Below are 16,178 nucleotides of genomic sequence, written 5' to 3' on the forward strand. Positions count from 1 at the left end.
ATTTGGCTGATGCTTTTTTTTGTTTACAAATTAAAGTTAAATAATGTGAAACTTTACATTTCGATTTAACCAAAGCTAATTTAACCGCTTGTTCACTTAATCGTTTTGTTTAAGGGGATATTCTGTAAAGGTACGGGGTTACTCCATATAGCAGTAGGTGAGTACCAAGACTCAGGAAAAGTAACGAAGATAACGAACGTTTGGCCGGTAATTAAAGACTACAAACTAAACTAATTGTAGTCCTTTTTTAGTAGTTAAAAGGAGCAATCATAAGATCAAGTCAGGAAAGTAATATCACATTAGAAAAAAATTTAAAAATATAGAGCACAAAATTAGAACTATTTTCATATATTACAAAAAAATAGGCCCTAAATTGTATAAAAAGTTTTTAATATGCAAAACTAAATAATAAACGAAATTGTTTAATCAATCTCAAATTACATTGGAAAAACACTTAGAGGAGGAATAAAGGTGAATGGTTTATCAAAGTGTATAGTTTGTGAAGAGAAAAAGGAAAATGGCATTCATATTATTAAAGCATTTGTATGTGAAGAGTGTGAAAAGAAAATCGTAAAAACCGAAACAGATTCACCTATATATAATTCCTTCGTAGAGAAGTTAAGATGTATTAGTACAGTGAAAGAGGAAATTGCAAATTAGGGATAAGTATAAACGTGATAGACTAATAGTAGTAGTCTAATAAGTTTTTGTAAGTTAAAATAAGATATATAGTGTAGGACCGATTCTATATACAGGTACCTCTGCCATAATTTATTACTGTTTGGTCTCCTCTTTAGTGACTGAACCTTTAAGTAATGGAGAGAACTTGTAAATACAATCGGTTTTTATATTGTCTAAATTAAAAATTCTATAAAAAATAGACTAGTAAGCGACATAGATAAATAACTTACATAAATTAAAGGAAGCGTTAATGATGAATGAAATGCCATTACTAAATGCACTGAAACAGTTCGTTAATAAAAAAACAATATCTCTACATGTTCCAGGTCATAAAAATGGAAAACACACTTTTATAAATGAATTAGGACTACCAAATATATTAAATTATGATGTGACAGAATTAAATGGCTTAGATGACTTACATTATCCTTCAGAGGTGATTAGTGAGGCTCAAGAAATGTTGGCTAGTGTATACAAAGCAGAAGAAAGTTTCTTTTTAGTAAATGGATCAACCGTGGGTAACCTCGCTGCAATTTTAGCGTTATGTGGCGAAAATGATGAAGTATTGGTACAACGCAATTGTCATAAGTCAATTTTTCATGGTCTTTTACTAGCTGGTGCTAAGCCGATATTCTTGCCATTAGATATCGACGAAGAGCTAGGACAGCCACTCGGGATAAACACTGAACAATCTTTGCATGTAATAAAAAATTATCCAAAGGCAAAAGCAATGATTTTAACGAATCCAAATTATTATGGAATGTCTCAGAATTTAAAAAGTATAATTGAGTTCGCACATAGTATGGAGATTCCAACGATCGTGGATGAGGCTCATGGAACACATTTTATAGTTGGGGAGCCTTTTCCTAATGACGCACTCTCTATGGGCGCCGATATTGTCATACAATCGGCGCATAAAACTTTACCCGCAATGACAATGGGGTCATATTTACATATAAAATCAAAACTTGTTTGTAAAGATAAAGTTAGAGAAATGCTGAGAATGTTACAAAGCAGCAGCCCATCTTATCCAATTATGGCTTCCTTAGATTACGCAAGAAGTTTTGTTAAAACATTTTCCTTAGATAAAGTAAAAATACTTCAAGAGAAAATTGCCTTATTTAAAGAAGAAGTAAATAACTTATCTAGTATCCGAATTGTAACTTCAAGTCATATAAACTATAGACAAGATATGTTAAAAGTAATCGTAAAAAGTAAAAAAGGCCATACCGGTAAACAATTACAGGCAATATTTGAAACGGAGGGTATCTATTCAGAGCTATCAGATTGGGGACATGTTCTGTTTATCCTTCCACTAGATGAAAGAATGAATTTTAATGATCTTATTCATCGTATAAAAAAAGCAACGGAATCGATGGTATATATTGAAAATAAACAACCTAAACTTAACGTACCTAATTTTACGAGTACAGTTTTACACAGTTACGCTGATTTAAAGAAAAAAAGGAAGTCGGTAAAAGATTTGGCAGATTCAGTAGGAGAAATCTCGGCGGAAAATATAGTTCCTTATCCACCAGGCGTTCCAATTTTACTAAAAGGTGAACTAGTTACTACTAAGCACGTTGATTATATTCATGATGTATATAAATATGGAATGACGATTCAAAATCTGATTGAAGATAAAAAATTACAAATAGAAGTATTGATTTAGGAGGAACACATTTGAAATCTTTATTCATTACATTTGAAGGACCAGAGGGTGCAGGGAAAACAACAATTATAAATATGATATCGGAGGAACTTCGTAAAAGAGGTGTAAATTTTATATCTACTCGTGAACCAGGTGGTATACGGATTGCTGAAAATATTAGAAATATTATATTAGACACAGAGAATACTGAAATGGACAAGCGTACGGAGGCATTACTTTATGCTGCAGCAAGAAGACAGCATTTGGCAGAGAAAGTCATCCCTGCATTGGCTGAAGGAAAAATCGTGTTATGTGATCGATTTGTAGACAGTTCGCTTGCCTATCAAGGTGTCGGTAGAGGAATCGGAATAGATGAAATTTATAATATTAATCAATTTGCAATAGATGGTTTAATGCCTGATTTGACAATTTACTTTGATTTAGATCCTAAAGTTGGATTAAATAGAGTTCACCAAGCAGATAAGAGAGAAATTAACCGATTGGATTTAGAAGAATTAGACTTTCATTTAAAAGTCCAAAGTGGATATGCTGAAATTATGAAGAGAGAACCATGGCGCTTTAAACGAATTGATGCGTCAAACCAGATCAATCAAGTGTTTAATGATACTTTAAAGGTTATTTTAGAAAAGATTGGAGAAATTTAATTTTTTGCAAAAATTGATTACATGAACAATAACATGACGGAACTGGTATAATAGATGAAAGGATACTTTCGGAACTTAACTGAAAATTATTTGTATCAAATATAATAAAATTAGGTCATAAGCCAGGTTAAAAAAATTGATTAATTTATAGATATGAGTAGGTGTAAATATGAAAACATCTTGGGAGAAACTAAGCGAGCGTCAGCCAGTTGCTACAAAAATGTTAAAAAATGCAGTAATTAAAAACAGGGTAGCTCATGCTTACTTATTTGAAGGCCCAAGAGGAACAGGTAAACGCGAACTTGCATTATACTACACAAAAGTATTACTATGTGAGAATGTAAGTGGCGCTACACCTTGTGGAGCTTGTCGGAATTGTAAGCGTGTTGATTCTGGTAATCACCCAAATGTTTATCTAATTGAGCCCGAAGAAGCCTCTATTAAGAAACATCAAATTCAACAATTACAAGAAGAATTTTCTAAAACAGCTGTTGAATCGAATCGGAAAATTTATATAATCGACCATGCTGATCGAATGACGACAAATGCAGCTAATTCTTTATTGAAATTTTTAGAGGAGCCGGTCTCAATTACAACTGCATTTTTATTAACTGAACAAGTACAACAAATATTGCCAACAATACAATCACGCTGTCAATCAATCCATTTTAATCCATTACCAATAAAATACTTTGAAGAACATTTAGTTAATATCGAGCTCCAATCAAACTTAGTACCGCTATTGGCAAGATTAACAAATAGTGAGGCAGTCGCACTCCAAATTGCTGAAGAAGAATGGTTTGCACAAGCTAGAGATTTAGTGATAGAATTATATGAAGCATTATTAACGACAAAAAAAGATAGTCTTCTAGTCATACAACAAAATGTTTCTCGTCATTTTGATACGAAGGAACAGTTACAAATGATGCTTGATATGCTTGTATTAGCCTTTAAAGATATGTTATATATATATGCTGAGCAAGAGCAGAACGTTGTTTTTAAAAATGAAGAACCATTAATGAGACAAGCATTAAACCGTATTTCATTAGAGAAAATAACTACTTGTTTAGAAATTATTCTTTTTGCTAAAAAGCGGTTAACATCCAACGCAAATATGTTAATGGTTCTAGAGCAAATGATTATAGAGCTACAGGAGGGATTGTAGATTGTGTACGAAGTAGTCGGAGTACGTTTTAAAAAAGCTGGTAAAATCTATTATTTCGACCCAAATGGATTAGCAATCCCTAAAGATACTTTTGTCATCGTTGAGACGGTGAGAGGGATTGAATTTGGAAAAGTAGTGGTACCAAACAAAAAGGTCGGAGAAAATGACGTAGTCCTTCCATTAAAAAAAGTTATGCGATTAGCTGATGAGCATGATCGTATGATTGTTGAAGAGAATAAACAATCAGCTAAAGAGGCTTATGAAGTTTGTTCTAGTAAAGTTATGCAACATGAACTAGACATGAAATTAGTTGATGTCGAATATACGTTTGATCGAAATAAAGTCATCTTTTATTTTACAGCAGATGGTAGAATAGACTTTAGGGAATTAGTAAAGGATTTAGCTGCGGTATTCCGTACTCGAATTGAACTAAGACAAATAGGAGTACGTGATGAAGCTAAAATGCTTGGTGGGATTGGACCTTGTGGGAGAATGTTGTGTTGTTCAACGTTCTTAGGAGATTTTGAACCAGTGTCTATTAAAATGGCTAAAGATCAAAATCTTTCTCTTAACCCGGCGAAAATATCAGGACTTTGTGGCCGATTAATGTGCTGCTTAAAATATGAAAATGATGAGTATGAGGCCGCAAAAGAACAACTTCCAGACTTAGAGGATATTATTAAAACAGCTGAAGGTCCAGGAAGAGTAGTAGGATTGAACATCTTAGAACGAGTTATTCAGGTAGAATTGATTAAAAAAGAACGCGTTGTGGAGTATACCCTAGATGATTTAATTCACGAGGGAGTCGTGTCAATACAAACCACAGATTAAGAGGTGGTAAGATTGGACAAGAAGAATATATTCTTATCTCTTTCCAATATGGAAGAACAAATTCAAGATTTATCAACACAGCTTAGTGACTTAAAACAATATATTGCTGAGCTACTAGAAGAAAATCACTATACGAAAATTGAGAATGATCACTTGCGAGAAAGATTAGGTCTAAATAAACGTATAGAAGAGAAAGAGCAAATAAAAGACTCAAAGAAGAAAAAAGTACAAAAGGATAAGGATCTTGGGGAAGGCTATGATAATTTAGCAAGATTGTACCAAGAAGGTTTCCATATTTGTAATCTACATTATGGAAGCGTACGTCATGGCGAGGACTGTCTGTTTTGTTTATCCTTCTTTGATAAAAAGTAATGGTAGGCTATTCCGGAAGAAGCGAGCGATTACCTTTTTAATACCCAGCTTTTAAATAAACTGGTAAAAAAGGTAAAGTACGCGCACTTCCAATTGGAATAGCTTCTTTTTATGCAATGTTAGTTAATTGTTATACAATTAGGCAATGCTAAAAGATAATATTGGTGTGAATTTGAAAGGAACTAATTATGCTTAAAGGTGACGAACGATTAGATTACTTATTAACTGATGATATGAGGATTATTCAAAGCCCATCTGTTTTTTCATTTTCATTAGATGCAGTCCTTTTATCTAATTTTACATATGTCCCAATCCAAAAGGGTACGATTGTTGACTTATGCTCTGGTAATGGAGTGATTCCATTGATGCTACACCGCAGATCTAATGCAAATATAATTGGTGTAGAAATACAAGAGCGATTAGTTGATATGGCTAAAAGAAGCATTGAATATAACAAGTTAGCTGAAAAAATATCAATGATTCATGATGATTTAAAAAATGCACCAAACGAAATAGGTAGAGAATTTGTAGATGTTGTTACGTGTAATCCACCATACTTTCAAGATATTCCGACTTCTGAACAGAACATGAATGAGCATTATGCAATTGCAAGACATGAGATTAAAACGAATTTAGAGGAAGTAATTAATGCAAGTAAACAACTCTTGAAGCATGGTGGGAAATTAGCGATGGTTCATCGTCCAGGACGTATGTTGGATATTGTTACGACAATGCGTAAACATGGTATCGAGCCGAAAAGAATTCAGTTTGTCTATCCTAAAATGGGTAAAGAAGCCAATACACTTTTAATTGAAGGTATTAAAGGTGGTAAGGCAGACCTTAAAATTTTGCCTCCAATCTACGTTTACGAGGAAAATAACGAGTATACATCAGAGTTAAAGGAAATTCTATATGGAAGATCATAAACACTATTTATATGTGCTAGAATGTTCTGATGCAACTTTCTATGCAGGATATACAACAAATATTGAGCGTAGAGTAAAACAACACAACGATGGTAAGGGTGCAAAATATACTAGGGGGAGAACACCTGTAATTTGTATATTTTTTGAGAAATACCCGACAAAAAGAGAAGCGATGCAGGCTGAATATGCTTTTAAGCAATTATCAAGAGAGAACAAAGAAAAATATATGAGAGGAGGAACAAGCAATGATTAAAAGTCAAAAGAGTTTCTTAAATGAAGAATTAGGCTGTCTTTATTTAGTACCAACACCTATTGGCAACTTAGAAGATATGACGTTTAGAGCAGTACGAATACTAAAGGAAGTAGATTATATAGCAGCAGAGGATACTCGTAATACGAAAAAGCTTTGTAATCATTTCGAAATACCAACACCATTAGTGAGTTATCATGAGCATAATAAAGAAAAAGCAGGATTAAAACTTGTAGAAGACTTAAAACAAGGATTAAAAATTGGATTAGTAAGTGATGCAGGTATGCCGTGCATAAATGATCCAGGTTATGAGCTTGTAAAACTTTGTTTGGAAGAAGGTATTTCTGTCGTCCCATTACCTGGAGCAAATGCTGCCTTAACATCTTTAATATCATCTGGACTACCTACCGATTCATTTTTATACATAGGTTTCTTGTCTCGTCAAAAGAAAGATAAGAAGAAGCAATTGGAACCGTTAAAGGGGCAACGTAGTACAGTCATTTTGTACGAGTCTCCACATCGTTTAAAAGAAACACTACACGTTATTCTCGAAGTATTAGGTGACCGAAAAGTTGTACTTTGTAGAGAATTAACAAAGAAATTTGAAGAGTTTTTACGAGGGACAGTAAGTGAAGCAATAGACTGGGCAACGAATGAAGAAGTACGTGGAGAGTTTGTAGTTGTTTTAGAAGGGGCATCAGAAGAAGATGTGAAAAACAATGAGGAATGTTGGTGGCAAGAACTATCCATTAACCAGCATGTCGATTGGTACATAAATGAAAAAAATGAAAAAAGTAAAGATGCAATAAAACTTGTTGCGAAGGATCGTTCATTAAATAAAAGGGACGTCTACGCAGAATATCACGAGATTTAATCTAGTTTAAAAATGAAGTTAGGCTGTCTTACTTATTTGTAATTCTCTACTCATTTTTACTTGCTTTTAATTTAGAGAATGCAATTAAAATAAGCAGCCTCTTCGATTTAATTATTATTAGCTATAAATTGTTCTATCTCGAATTTTAGAAGCTCAGCGCCTTTTTTACTTAAAACAATTTTACCATCAGCAACCTCAAGATTATTTTGAGAAATTTCTCCCGTCATCATACAAGTCATATTTGGCTCATACTTTTTTAGGATAATTCGATCATCTTGAACAAATATTTCAAGTGTGTCTCTTTCAGTGATATTTAGTGTTCTTCTCAGTTCAATTGGAATTACTACACGGCCAAGCTCGTCTACCTTTCGGACAATTCCTGTAGATTTCATAATTAATCCTCCTATTATAAAGTTTTTATGAAAATAAATGTAATATGTAGTTCAAAAGAAAGAGCTACGTAATGCTACTATGCCAAAATGGGTTAATTAAAGAGAAAATGTATGTATAATTACGAGAAATAATAGAAATAGATGTTACTATTGTGTAAAATTTAACTTATAAAATTAGTATGAAGTTGTAATAGTAGATGGGTATATGCAGATAACTCATTTTTCATTTTATAATGAAATACAAAATCATGCGAATAATTTAGTGTCAATATTTAGAAATTTTTGAAGGAGGATTTTTGGTCAATGAGTAATAAAACTTTTTATATTACAACCCCAATATATTATCCGAGCGGAAAATTACATATAGGTCATGCTTATACGACTGTTGCTGGGGATGCAATGGCTAGATATAAAAGACTTAGAGGTTTTGATGTTTTTTATTTAACGGGTACAGATGAACACGGTCAAAAGATTCAACGTAAAGCTGAAGAATTAAATGTCACACCTCAAAAATACTTAGATGATATCGTTGTTGGTATCAAGGACTTATGGACGAAATTAGATATTTCATATGATGACTTTATCCGTACAACAGAAAACAGACATAAAGAAATTGTTGAAAAGATTTTCAAGCAATTACTTGATCAAGGTGATATTTATCTGGACGAATATGAAGGATGGTATTCCGTACCGGATGAAACGTTCTATACTGAAACACAAATTGTAGATCCTTTATATAATGAAGAAGGAAAAATTATTGGTGGAAAAAGTCCCGACAGCGGTCATCCAGTAGAATTAGTTAAAGAAGAGTCTTATTTCTTTAAAATGAGTAAATATGCCGACCGTTTATTGAAGTATTATGAGGAAAATCCAGAATTTATTCAACCTGAATCTAGAAAAAATGAAATGATAAATAATTTTATTAAACCAGGTTTAGAAGATTTAGCAGTCTCCCGTACTTCATTCGATTGGGGTGTAAAAGTACCTGGTAATGCTAAGCACGTTATTTATGTATGGATTGATGCTTTATCTAATTATATTACAGCGTTAGGATATGGTTCAGATAATGAAGAGAACTATAAAAAATATTGGCCAGCAAATGTTCATTTAGTTGGTAAAGAAATTGTACGTTTCCATACAATCTATTGGCCAATCATGTTAATGGCATTAGACTTACCATTACCTAAAAAGGTTTTTGCCCACGGTTGGTTATTAATGAAAGACGGCAAAATGAGTAAGTCAAAGGGAAATGTTGTAGATCCAGTAGTTTTAATCGATCGATACGGCTTAGATGCTTTAAGATACTACTTATTACGTGAAGTACCTTTTGGATCAGACGGAATATTTACGCCTGAAGGATTCGTTGACCGTATTAATTTTGATTTAGCGAATGATTTAGGTAACTTATTAAATCGAACGATTGCAATGATCCAAAAATATTTTGATGGTAATATTCCTGCAGTTAATGGAACAGTAACGGATTTTGATGCAAATCTTCAACAGGTGGCAAAAAACACGAAAGAAACTGTAGAAGAAGCAATGGAAAATATGGAGTTTTCAGTTGCGTTAACAAATATTTGGCAGTTCGTTAGTCGTACAAATAAATATATTGATGAGACGCAACCGTGGGTACTTGCTAAAGACGAGAGCCGTGTACAAGAACTAGCTTCAGTAATGGCGCATCTAGCGGAATCTTTACGTCAAGTTGGGATTTTATTAAAACCTTTCTTAACTCAAACTCCAGCAAAAATTTTCAATCAATTAGGACTAGTTGATGAGAAAATTCTTTCATGGGATAGCTTGAATGAATTTGGAGCAATTCAAGAGGATACGAGAGTACAAAAAGGTGAACCAATTTTCCCAAGACTCGAGACAGAGGTTGAAGTTGCATATATTAAAGAACAAATGCAAGGCACTGTTAAACCAGTGGTAGAAGAGAAAGTGGAAGAAACTGTTCCTGAGATTACAATTGATGATTTCTTTAAAGTTCAATTAAAGGTAGCTGAAGTAAAAGAAGCAGGTGCAATAAAAGGAGCAAAAAAACTTCTAAAACTTCAATTAGATTTAGGGAATGAATCAAGACAAGTTGTTTCGGGTATAGCGGAATACTATAAACCAGAAGACTTAATCGGTAGAAAAGTGATCTGTGTGACGAATTTAAAGCCTGTTAAGCTTAGAGGGGAATTATCCGAAGGGATGATCCTAGCAGGAAGTATTGAAGGTAAGCTATCACTTGCAACAATCGATCAATCATTACCAAACGGTACGATTATTAAATAATGTTACTAGGAAAAGTATTTCGTGTAAAAACTAACATGAAATGCTTTTCTTTTTTTATTTGTTTTATTGGAATAATTGTTGTATTGTGCAGAAAATTGTAAAAATAACATAAGAATCACAAATATGATAATATTTTGTTGATTTATGGCAGGTGTTAACAAGTTATTGTTAGAAAATGTCATTATATGAAGAAAATATTACAGAATGATTACAATAGTAAACTAAAAAAATTATCAGAATTTAGTTTAAAAAGGTAAAAAGTCTTGATATAACATGGAATTAATTTAAAACATTTTAAAAAAACTATTAGAAACTGCTTAAATTTGACTGTTTCTTTTTGTAACGGAATTGTTAACTGTGCGTTAGGTAAGAAATTTTACGGTATGCTAGACTAAATCTCAGATGAGCAAAGGGGAAGTAAAAATGCTTTTTGATACACATGTACATTTAAATGCAGATCAATATAAAGAAGACCTTGAAGAAGTAATTAATAGAGCTTTAGAAGCAGGAGTTGTTCATCAAGTAGTTGTTGGTTTTGATCGACCGACAATTACGAAAGCAATGGAATTAATCGAGAAATACGATTTTCTTTATGCAGCGATTGGCTGGCATCCAGTTGATGCAATTGACGCAACTGAGGAAGATTTTGAATGGATTAAAGAATTATCAAAACATCCTAAAGTAGTAGCAATTGGTGAAACTGGATTAGATTACTACTGGGATAAGTCTCCAAAAGAAATCCAAAAAGAAGTATTTCGTAAACAAATTCAATTAGCAAAAGAATGCGGACTACCGATTGTCATTCACAATCGAGACGCAACAGAAGACATTGTAACTATATTAAAAGAAGAAAATGCATCAGAAGTAGGTGGCATTATGCACTGCTTCAGCGGAAGTGTGGAAACGGCAAAAGAATGTATTAAAATGAACTTCTATATTTCACTAGGAGGACCAGTTACATTTAAGAATGCAAAAAAACCAAAAGAAGTAGCGACAGAAATTCCGTTAGAAAATCTATTAATCGAAACGGATTGTCCATACTTAACACCACATCCGTATAGAGGAAAAAGAAATGAACCTAGCTATGTATCACTTGTTGCTGAAGAAATTGCACGTTTAAAAGATCTATCAGTTGAAGAAGTTCAAAAACGAACTTTTGAAAATGCGTGTAATATTTTTCAGATTAACAAATGATCTTATGAACTAGTACGAATAGATCATATTTGTCACAGTTCACGTATGAAGAGTTGAAGAATTTGTCGAAAGAAAACTCTTCTACTTCTAAATCTAGTAAACATACATTCAGTAGAGTAGAAGCACTAGTTAATAGGTTTGGAGCTAGTCAATCTTTTTTCTCAGGCAAAAAGGAGGAGTATAATCGTGATAGACGCGAATAGGTTACTTTCTAGACTTGGGAGTAGTAAAAAACTAGCAGTACAACTTGCAGGAGCTTTAGTTTTCACTGGATCAGTAGGTACAGGAGCATATGAGGGACTTAAAGAACAAGTAACTCTTGAGGTAGACGGGAAGGAACAGGTTATTCAAACACATGCAAATACTGTGGCTGAATTATTAAAAGAACAAAATATTAATATTACAAATGCAGATGAATTATATCCGTCAGCTAAAACGAAAATATCAGATGATATGGATATTACAGTTCATTTAGCGAAACCTGTTAAACTTACGATCGATGGGCAAGAAAAAGTCATTATGACAACTGCTCAAACGGTAAAGGAATTATTAAAAGAACAAAATATTAACATCAATCCTGATGATGTTATAATGCCTGCACTGTCGACACCATTAGAGGAAAACGGTAAAGTATCTTACGAAAAATCATTCCCAATGGTATTAAATGACGGAGGAGTTTCTAAAAAAGTATTTACAACTTCGACTACTGTCGCTGACTTTTTAGAAAAGCAGAACATTACTTTAAACGAATTTGACCGAGTTGAACCAGGTGCTGGCGAAATGATCAAACAAAATGATACAGTTCGAGTTATCCGTGTCGAAAAAGTCAACGATGTGGTGGAAGAGCCTGTAGATTTTAAAGTAAAAGAGCAAAAAGATTCTTCTATGCTTAAAAATGAATCTTCGGTCATTTCAGAAGGTGTAAAAGGACTTGTTAAACGTAACTTTGAACTGATCAAAGAAAATGGTAAAGTAGTTTCTAAAACACTAGTGGATGAAACTCTATTAAAAGAACCTGTTGATCGAGTAGTTGCAGTAGGAACTAAGTCTGTACCATCATCAAGTGCTTTAGTAAAATCTAGTACGTCTAAATCTAGTGCGCCTAAATCAAGTAGCAAAGTAAAAGAAATGTATGTTGAAGCAACTGCATATTCTCCTTATGATGCTGGAATGTCTGGTATAACAGCTATAGGTATTAATATCCGTAAAAATCCGAACAAGAAACTGATTGCAGTAGATCCAAAGGTTATTCCTTTAGGTTCTAAAGTTTGGGTTGAAGGGTATGGCGTTGCTATTGCTGGTGATACTGGTGGAGCAATTAAAGGCAAAAGAATTGATATTTTAATGCCTACAAAAGACGATTGCTTTGATTTTGGTCGTCGTACGGTAAAAATTCGTATTATTAGTTAATATTTTTTAAATAGATCGTTGTTTGAAAGAAAGTGGAAGGATAAGTCCTTCTGCTTTTTTTATACTACTTTTAAGAGAGTATGAAGTTTTATTATCCTTATGGTATGATTACATATACTTGTATTGGTTGGAGGAACAAATGAAAATTAAAGAAATTATTGTTGTTGAAGGTAAAGATGATACGGCGGCAATTAAAAGAGCTGTTGATGCAGATACAATTGAAACAAGTGGTTCTGCTATAAATAAGGATACTTTAAATTTAATAAAGCATGCTCAAAAGACTCGAGGCGTAATCGTATTTACAGATCCTGATTACCCTGGTCAACGTATTCGCTCGATAATTAAAGAGCATGTACCAGGATGCAAACATGCGTTTTTACCAAAGGAAGAAGCTGTTCGTTCAGGTAAAAAAGGATTAGGAATCGAGCATGCTACTAGAGAATCTATTCGAAATGCTTTAATTCATGTTAAGCAAGAATTTATCGAGGTCGAATCAGAAATTACAAAAGAAGATTTAATAGATGCCGGATTAATTGGACATCCCTCTTCAAGTAAAAGGCGAGATCAACTTGGTAAAATTCTTAATATAGGTTATACAAACGGTAAGCAACTAGAGAAAAGACTGCAAATGTTTCAAATATCAAAAGATGAATTTGGGCAAGCAGTAAAAAAAGTTTTAATGGAGGAAAAATAATGAAGGATATCGCGACACCTAGTCGAACGAAAGAAATATTAGCCAAGTACGATTTCTTCTTTAAAAAAAGTTATGGTCAAAATTTCTTAATTGATACAAATATACTAGAAAACATTGTAAGTTATGCAGATTTAACTGAAGAAAGTTGCGCAATTGAAATTGGACCGGGAATTGGGGCATTAACAGAGCAGATTGCTAAGCGTGCTAAGAAAGTATTAGCTTTTGAAATTGATAATAGACTAATCCCAATCTTAGAAGATACACTTTCCCCATATGATAATATACAAATTGTTAATGAAGATGTACTAAAGGCAGATGTTGAAAAAGCGATTAATGAGTATTTGCCTAATGAATCAGATATAATGGTAGTTGCAAATTTACCTTATTATGTAACAACACCAATTATCATGAAGCTATTAACAGAAGGTTTACCAATTAGAGGAATTGTTTGTATGCTACAAAAAGAAGTAGCTGACCGCATCGCCGCAAAGCCGGGGACAAAGGATTATGGTTCACTATCAATTGCAATACAGTTTTATACACATGCCTCAACGGTTATGACTGTACCTAGAACGGTCTTCATGCCACAACCAAATGTGGATTCCGCTGTTATCAAGCTAGTAAAACGTGAAGAACCAGCAGCAGAGGTAATTGATGAATCATTCTTTTTTGAAGTAGTTAGAGCGAGCTTTGCTCAAAGAAGAAAAACATTAAATAATAATTTATTAAATAATTTTTCTCAACTGAAAAAAGATAAGGCAATTCTTGAAGCTTGCCTTCAAGAGGCAGGTATTGAAGGAACGAGAAGAGGCGAAACTTTATCAATTCAAGAATTTGCAACATTAAGTAATAGTCTATATAAGCAAGTAAAATAATGAAAAGATGATTATAAGCTAATTTAACAACTAGTTTGTAATCATCTTTTTTATTTGATATTTTATTTTAGTTCTGATGCCCTACAAAAGTTCAATAAACCTTCTTTTCACCCTTTTTTTTGTCCATACATAATCTAAAAAAAGAGAGCGAACTCGTAGTGTACTTAAGCTTTTTTGGAGGGGAAGGCATGTGAATATTAATGTAGGAGATATAGTAGAAAGAGCATCTTATAAATATGACCTAGTTTTTCGAGTAGTGGAGGTAAAACAAATCGGGGATGAAGTCATTGCTGTCTTATATGGTGACGATTTTCGTTTAATTGCTGATGCGCCTTTATCCGACCTGCGAGTAATCATTGAATCAGAGTATCGAGAAAAAGGTAAAAGATCATCTGTTCAAATTGAGGAAAACTACAAACTATTTAAAAGAGAAGCTATGGAACAAAAAGAAAAAAGAAGATTTCAAGCAACAAATGGATTTAGAACAGATGTAAATCTTTTTCAAATACCAGGTCGGGTTCTACACATCGATGGGGATCCAATTTATTTAAAAAAATGTCTTGAAATGTATAATAAGATGGGTGTTCCCGTTGAAGGGATTTATTGTAAGGAAACAGAGTTACCAACGAAAATTGGTTATTATTTAGATCATTATCGCCCTGATATATTAGTTATAACTGGTCACGATGCATACACAAAAGCAAAAGGTGTCGTTACTGATTTAGATGCTTACAGACATTCAAGATATTTTGTCGATGCTGTAAAAGAGGCACGAAAAAAGGTTCCGTCTTTAGACCATCTTGTAATATTTGCTGGAGCATGTCAATCTCACTTTGAGGCGATTATACGTGCAGGAGCAAACTTTGCAAGTTCACCAACTAGGGTAAACATACATGCGTTAGATCCTGTTTATGTAGTTGGAAAGATAAGTTTCACTTCATTTATGGATCGTGTAAATGTATATGATGTGGTTCGTAATACAATTACAGGTGAAAAGGGACTAGGTGGAGTAGAAACAAAAGGAATTTTAAGAACAGGACTGCCATTCCAATCGATGGAAGAGGAGTAAGGAAAAGATTTTCTACATTAACGAGAGAACTCGTATGTAGAAAATCTTTTTTTTCATACATAAATTTTCAGATTTTCACAAATAATAAACAGGTGTTGCAAAAAAATATTGACAGGTAGCCAGTAACGTTGGTATAATTTTATCTTTTTTGACTTAGTTTACATAAGATGGTATACTTGTCTTAGTGAGGTGGTATGAAATGGCAAAAAAATTATCTGAAATAAAGGATACTTTAGATAGTCATGTTGGACAACGACTTACATTAAAAGCAAATAGCGGACGTAGAAAGACTGTGGAACGTTCCGGTGTATTAGCAGAAACATATCCATCCATATTCGTAGTACAATTAGATCAAGAAGAGAACGCATTTGAACGCTTATCTTTTAGTTATGCTGATATCTTAACAGAAACAGTTGAATTGTTTTTCTGTGATGACCATACAAGTGGACTGATGGCGAATGGACAGTAGAATTTTCTACTGTCCCTTTTCTTTTTATAATTCATGAAATGAAACTGATTTACACATACTAACAATGTCGAAGTGGAAAAAGGGGGTTGCTTTTTTTGGGTAGAAGAAAAAGAGGTATAATGTCACAGAGCTTTAAAGAGGAACTTGCAAAAGATCTTGGTTTCTATGACGTCGTTCAAAAAGAAGGCTGGGGAGGCATTCGAGTGAAGGATGCCGGCAACATGGTTAAAAGGGCAATCGAATTAGCTGAGTTACAATTATCTAATAAGCAACAATAAACAATCTTCACTTCGACAAACGAATTTGTCTACACATCAAACCGAAGCATTTTGCTTCGGTTTTTGTGAATCTTCCATAAATAAAATAGAATGATTGGAGCT

At 33.3% G+C, this 16,178-nt stretch carries 18 protein-coding genes; 17 read left to right on the top strand and 1 reads right to left on the bottom strand.

What is annotated here, in order from left to right; all coding sequences use genetic code 11:
- Nucleotides 1-471 precede the first annotated feature (471 nt).
- The 9 genes from CN925_RS10450 (at nucleotide 472) to rsmI (ending at nucleotide 7,415) form a co-directional block, all read left to right on the top strand.
- Nucleotides 472-660, top strand: a complete 189-nt coding sequence (locus CN925_RS10450; RefSeq protein ID WP_286138319.1) for a sigma factor G inhibitor Gin — start codon at nucleotides 472-474, stop codon at nucleotides 658-660.
- A gap of 271 nt (nucleotides 661-931) precedes the next feature.
- On the top strand, nucleotides 932-2,353 hold the full coding sequence (locus tag CN925_RS10455) for an aminotransferase class I/II-fold pyridoxal phosphate-dependent enzyme (protein WP_098846202.1): 1,422 nt from the start codon (nucleotides 932-934) through the stop codon (nucleotides 2,351-2,353).
- Between the two features lie 11 nt (nucleotides 2,354-2,364).
- A complete protein-coding gene (tmk, locus tag CN925_RS10460) occupies nucleotides 2,365-2,997 on the top strand; it encodes a dTMP kinase (protein WP_098846203.1) in 633 nt (210 codons plus the stop codon).
- A 169-nt stretch (nucleotides 2,998-3,166) separates the two neighbouring features.
- Nucleotides 3,167-4,162: a DNA polymerase III subunit delta' gene (gene holB / locus CN925_RS10465; protein WP_098846204.1), complete on the top strand. Its 996-nt coding sequence runs from the start codon at nucleotides 3,167-3,169 to the stop codon at nucleotides 4,160-4,162.
- A gap of 3 nt (nucleotides 4,163-4,165) precedes the next feature.
- Complete coding sequence (locus tag CN925_RS10470) at nucleotides 4,166-4,993, top strand: PSP1 domain-containing protein (RefSeq protein ID WP_097979278.1); 828 nt, start codon at nucleotides 4,166-4,168, stop codon at nucleotides 4,991-4,993.
- Between the two features lie 12 nt (nucleotides 4,994-5,005).
- On the top strand, nucleotides 5,006-5,365 hold the full coding sequence (gene yabA / locus CN925_RS10475) for a DNA replication initiation control protein YabA (RefSeq protein ID WP_069033942.1): 360 nt from the start codon (nucleotides 5,006-5,008) through the stop codon (nucleotides 5,363-5,365).
- A 185-nt stretch (nucleotides 5,366-5,550) separates the two neighbouring features.
- Nucleotides 5,551-6,291 (top strand): tRNA1(Val) (adenine(37)-N6)-methyltransferase, encoded by a 741-nt coding sequence (locus tag CN925_RS10480; protein WP_098846205.1) that lies wholly within the window; start codon nucleotides 5,551-5,553, stop codon nucleotides 6,289-6,291.
- Entirely contained in the window at nucleotides 6,278-6,544 is a 267-nt protein-coding gene (locus CN925_RS10485; RefSeq protein ID WP_098846206.1) for a GIY-YIG nuclease family protein, read from the top strand. Before CN925_RS10480 ends, CN925_RS10485 begins: the two co-directional genes overlap by 14 nt.
- Nucleotides 6,540-7,415, top strand: a complete 876-nt coding sequence (gene rsmI, locus CN925_RS10490) for a 16S rRNA (cytidine(1402)-2'-O)-methyltransferase (protein WP_098846242.1) — start codon at nucleotides 6,540-6,542, stop codon at nucleotides 7,413-7,415. Before CN925_RS10485 ends, rsmI begins: the two co-directional genes overlap by 5 nt.
- Nucleotides 7,416-7,522: 107 nt before the next feature.
- Here rsmI and CN925_RS10495 read toward each other — a convergent pair whose 3' ends face one another.
- On the bottom strand, nucleotides 7,523-7,807 hold the full coding sequence (locus CN925_RS10495; RefSeq protein ID WP_088014761.1) for an AbrB/MazE/SpoVT family DNA-binding domain-containing protein: 285 nt from the start codon (nucleotides 7,805-7,807) through the stop codon (nucleotides 7,523-7,525).
- Nucleotides 7,808-8,110: 303 nt separating this feature from the next.
- Here CN925_RS10495 and metG point away from each other — a divergent pair, with 303 nt between their 5' ends.
- The 8 genes from metG (at nucleotide 8,111) to CN925_RS10535 (ending at nucleotide 16,076) form a co-directional block, all read left to right on the top strand.
- Nucleotides 8,111-10,087, top strand: a complete 1,977-nt coding sequence (gene metG, locus CN925_RS10500) for a methionine--tRNA ligase (RefSeq protein WP_098846207.1) — start codon at nucleotides 8,111-8,113, stop codon at nucleotides 10,085-10,087.
- A gap of 423 nt (nucleotides 10,088-10,510) precedes the next feature.
- Nucleotides 10,511-11,281 carry a TatD family hydrolase gene (locus CN925_RS10505; protein ID WP_098846208.1) on the top strand — a complete coding sequence of 257 codons (771 nt, stop codon included), beginning with the start codon at nucleotides 10,511-10,513 and terminating at the stop codon, nucleotides 11,279-11,281.
- A gap of 186 nt (nucleotides 11,282-11,467) precedes the next feature.
- The gene (locus CN925_RS10510) at nucleotides 11,468-12,691 is read left to right on the top strand and encodes a G5 and 3D domain-containing protein (RefSeq protein WP_142339218.1); all 1,224 of its coding nucleotides are present in this window, start codon (nucleotides 11,468-11,470) and stop codon (nucleotides 12,689-12,691) included.
- A 139-nt stretch (nucleotides 12,692-12,830) separates the two neighbouring features.
- Nucleotides 12,831-13,385, top strand: a complete 555-nt coding sequence (gene rnmV, locus CN925_RS10515) for a ribonuclease M5 (protein WP_098846210.1) — start codon at nucleotides 12,831-12,833, stop codon at nucleotides 13,383-13,385.
- A complete protein-coding gene (gene rsmA, locus CN925_RS10520) occupies nucleotides 13,385-14,260 on the top strand; it encodes a 16S rRNA (adenine(1518)-N(6)/adenine(1519)-N(6))-dimethyltransferase RsmA (RefSeq protein WP_098846211.1) in 876 nt (291 codons plus the stop codon). Before rnmV ends, rsmA begins: the two co-directional genes overlap by 1 nt.
- 190 nt (nucleotides 14,261-14,450) lie before the next feature.
- A complete protein-coding gene (gene yabG / locus CN925_RS10525; RefSeq protein ID WP_098846212.1) occupies nucleotides 14,451-15,329 on the top strand; it encodes a sporulation peptidase YabG in 879 nt (292 codons plus the stop codon).
- Nucleotides 15,330-15,528: 199 nt separating this feature from the next.
- Nucleotides 15,529-15,798, top strand: a complete 270-nt coding sequence (gene veg, locus CN925_RS10530; protein WP_069033953.1) for a biofilm formation stimulator Veg — start codon at nucleotides 15,529-15,531, stop codon at nucleotides 15,796-15,798.
- A gap of 119 nt (nucleotides 15,799-15,917) precedes the next feature.
- Complete coding sequence (locus CN925_RS10535; protein WP_098846243.1) at nucleotides 15,918-16,076, top strand: alpha/beta-type small acid-soluble spore protein; 159 nt, start codon at nucleotides 15,918-15,920, stop codon at nucleotides 16,074-16,076.
- Nucleotides 16,077-16,178 lie beyond the last annotated feature (102 nt).

Source organism: Bacillus sp. AFS055030 (assembly GCF_002574545.1).
GTDB lineage: Bacteria > Bacillota > Bacilli > Bacillales > Bacillaceae_G > Gottfriedia.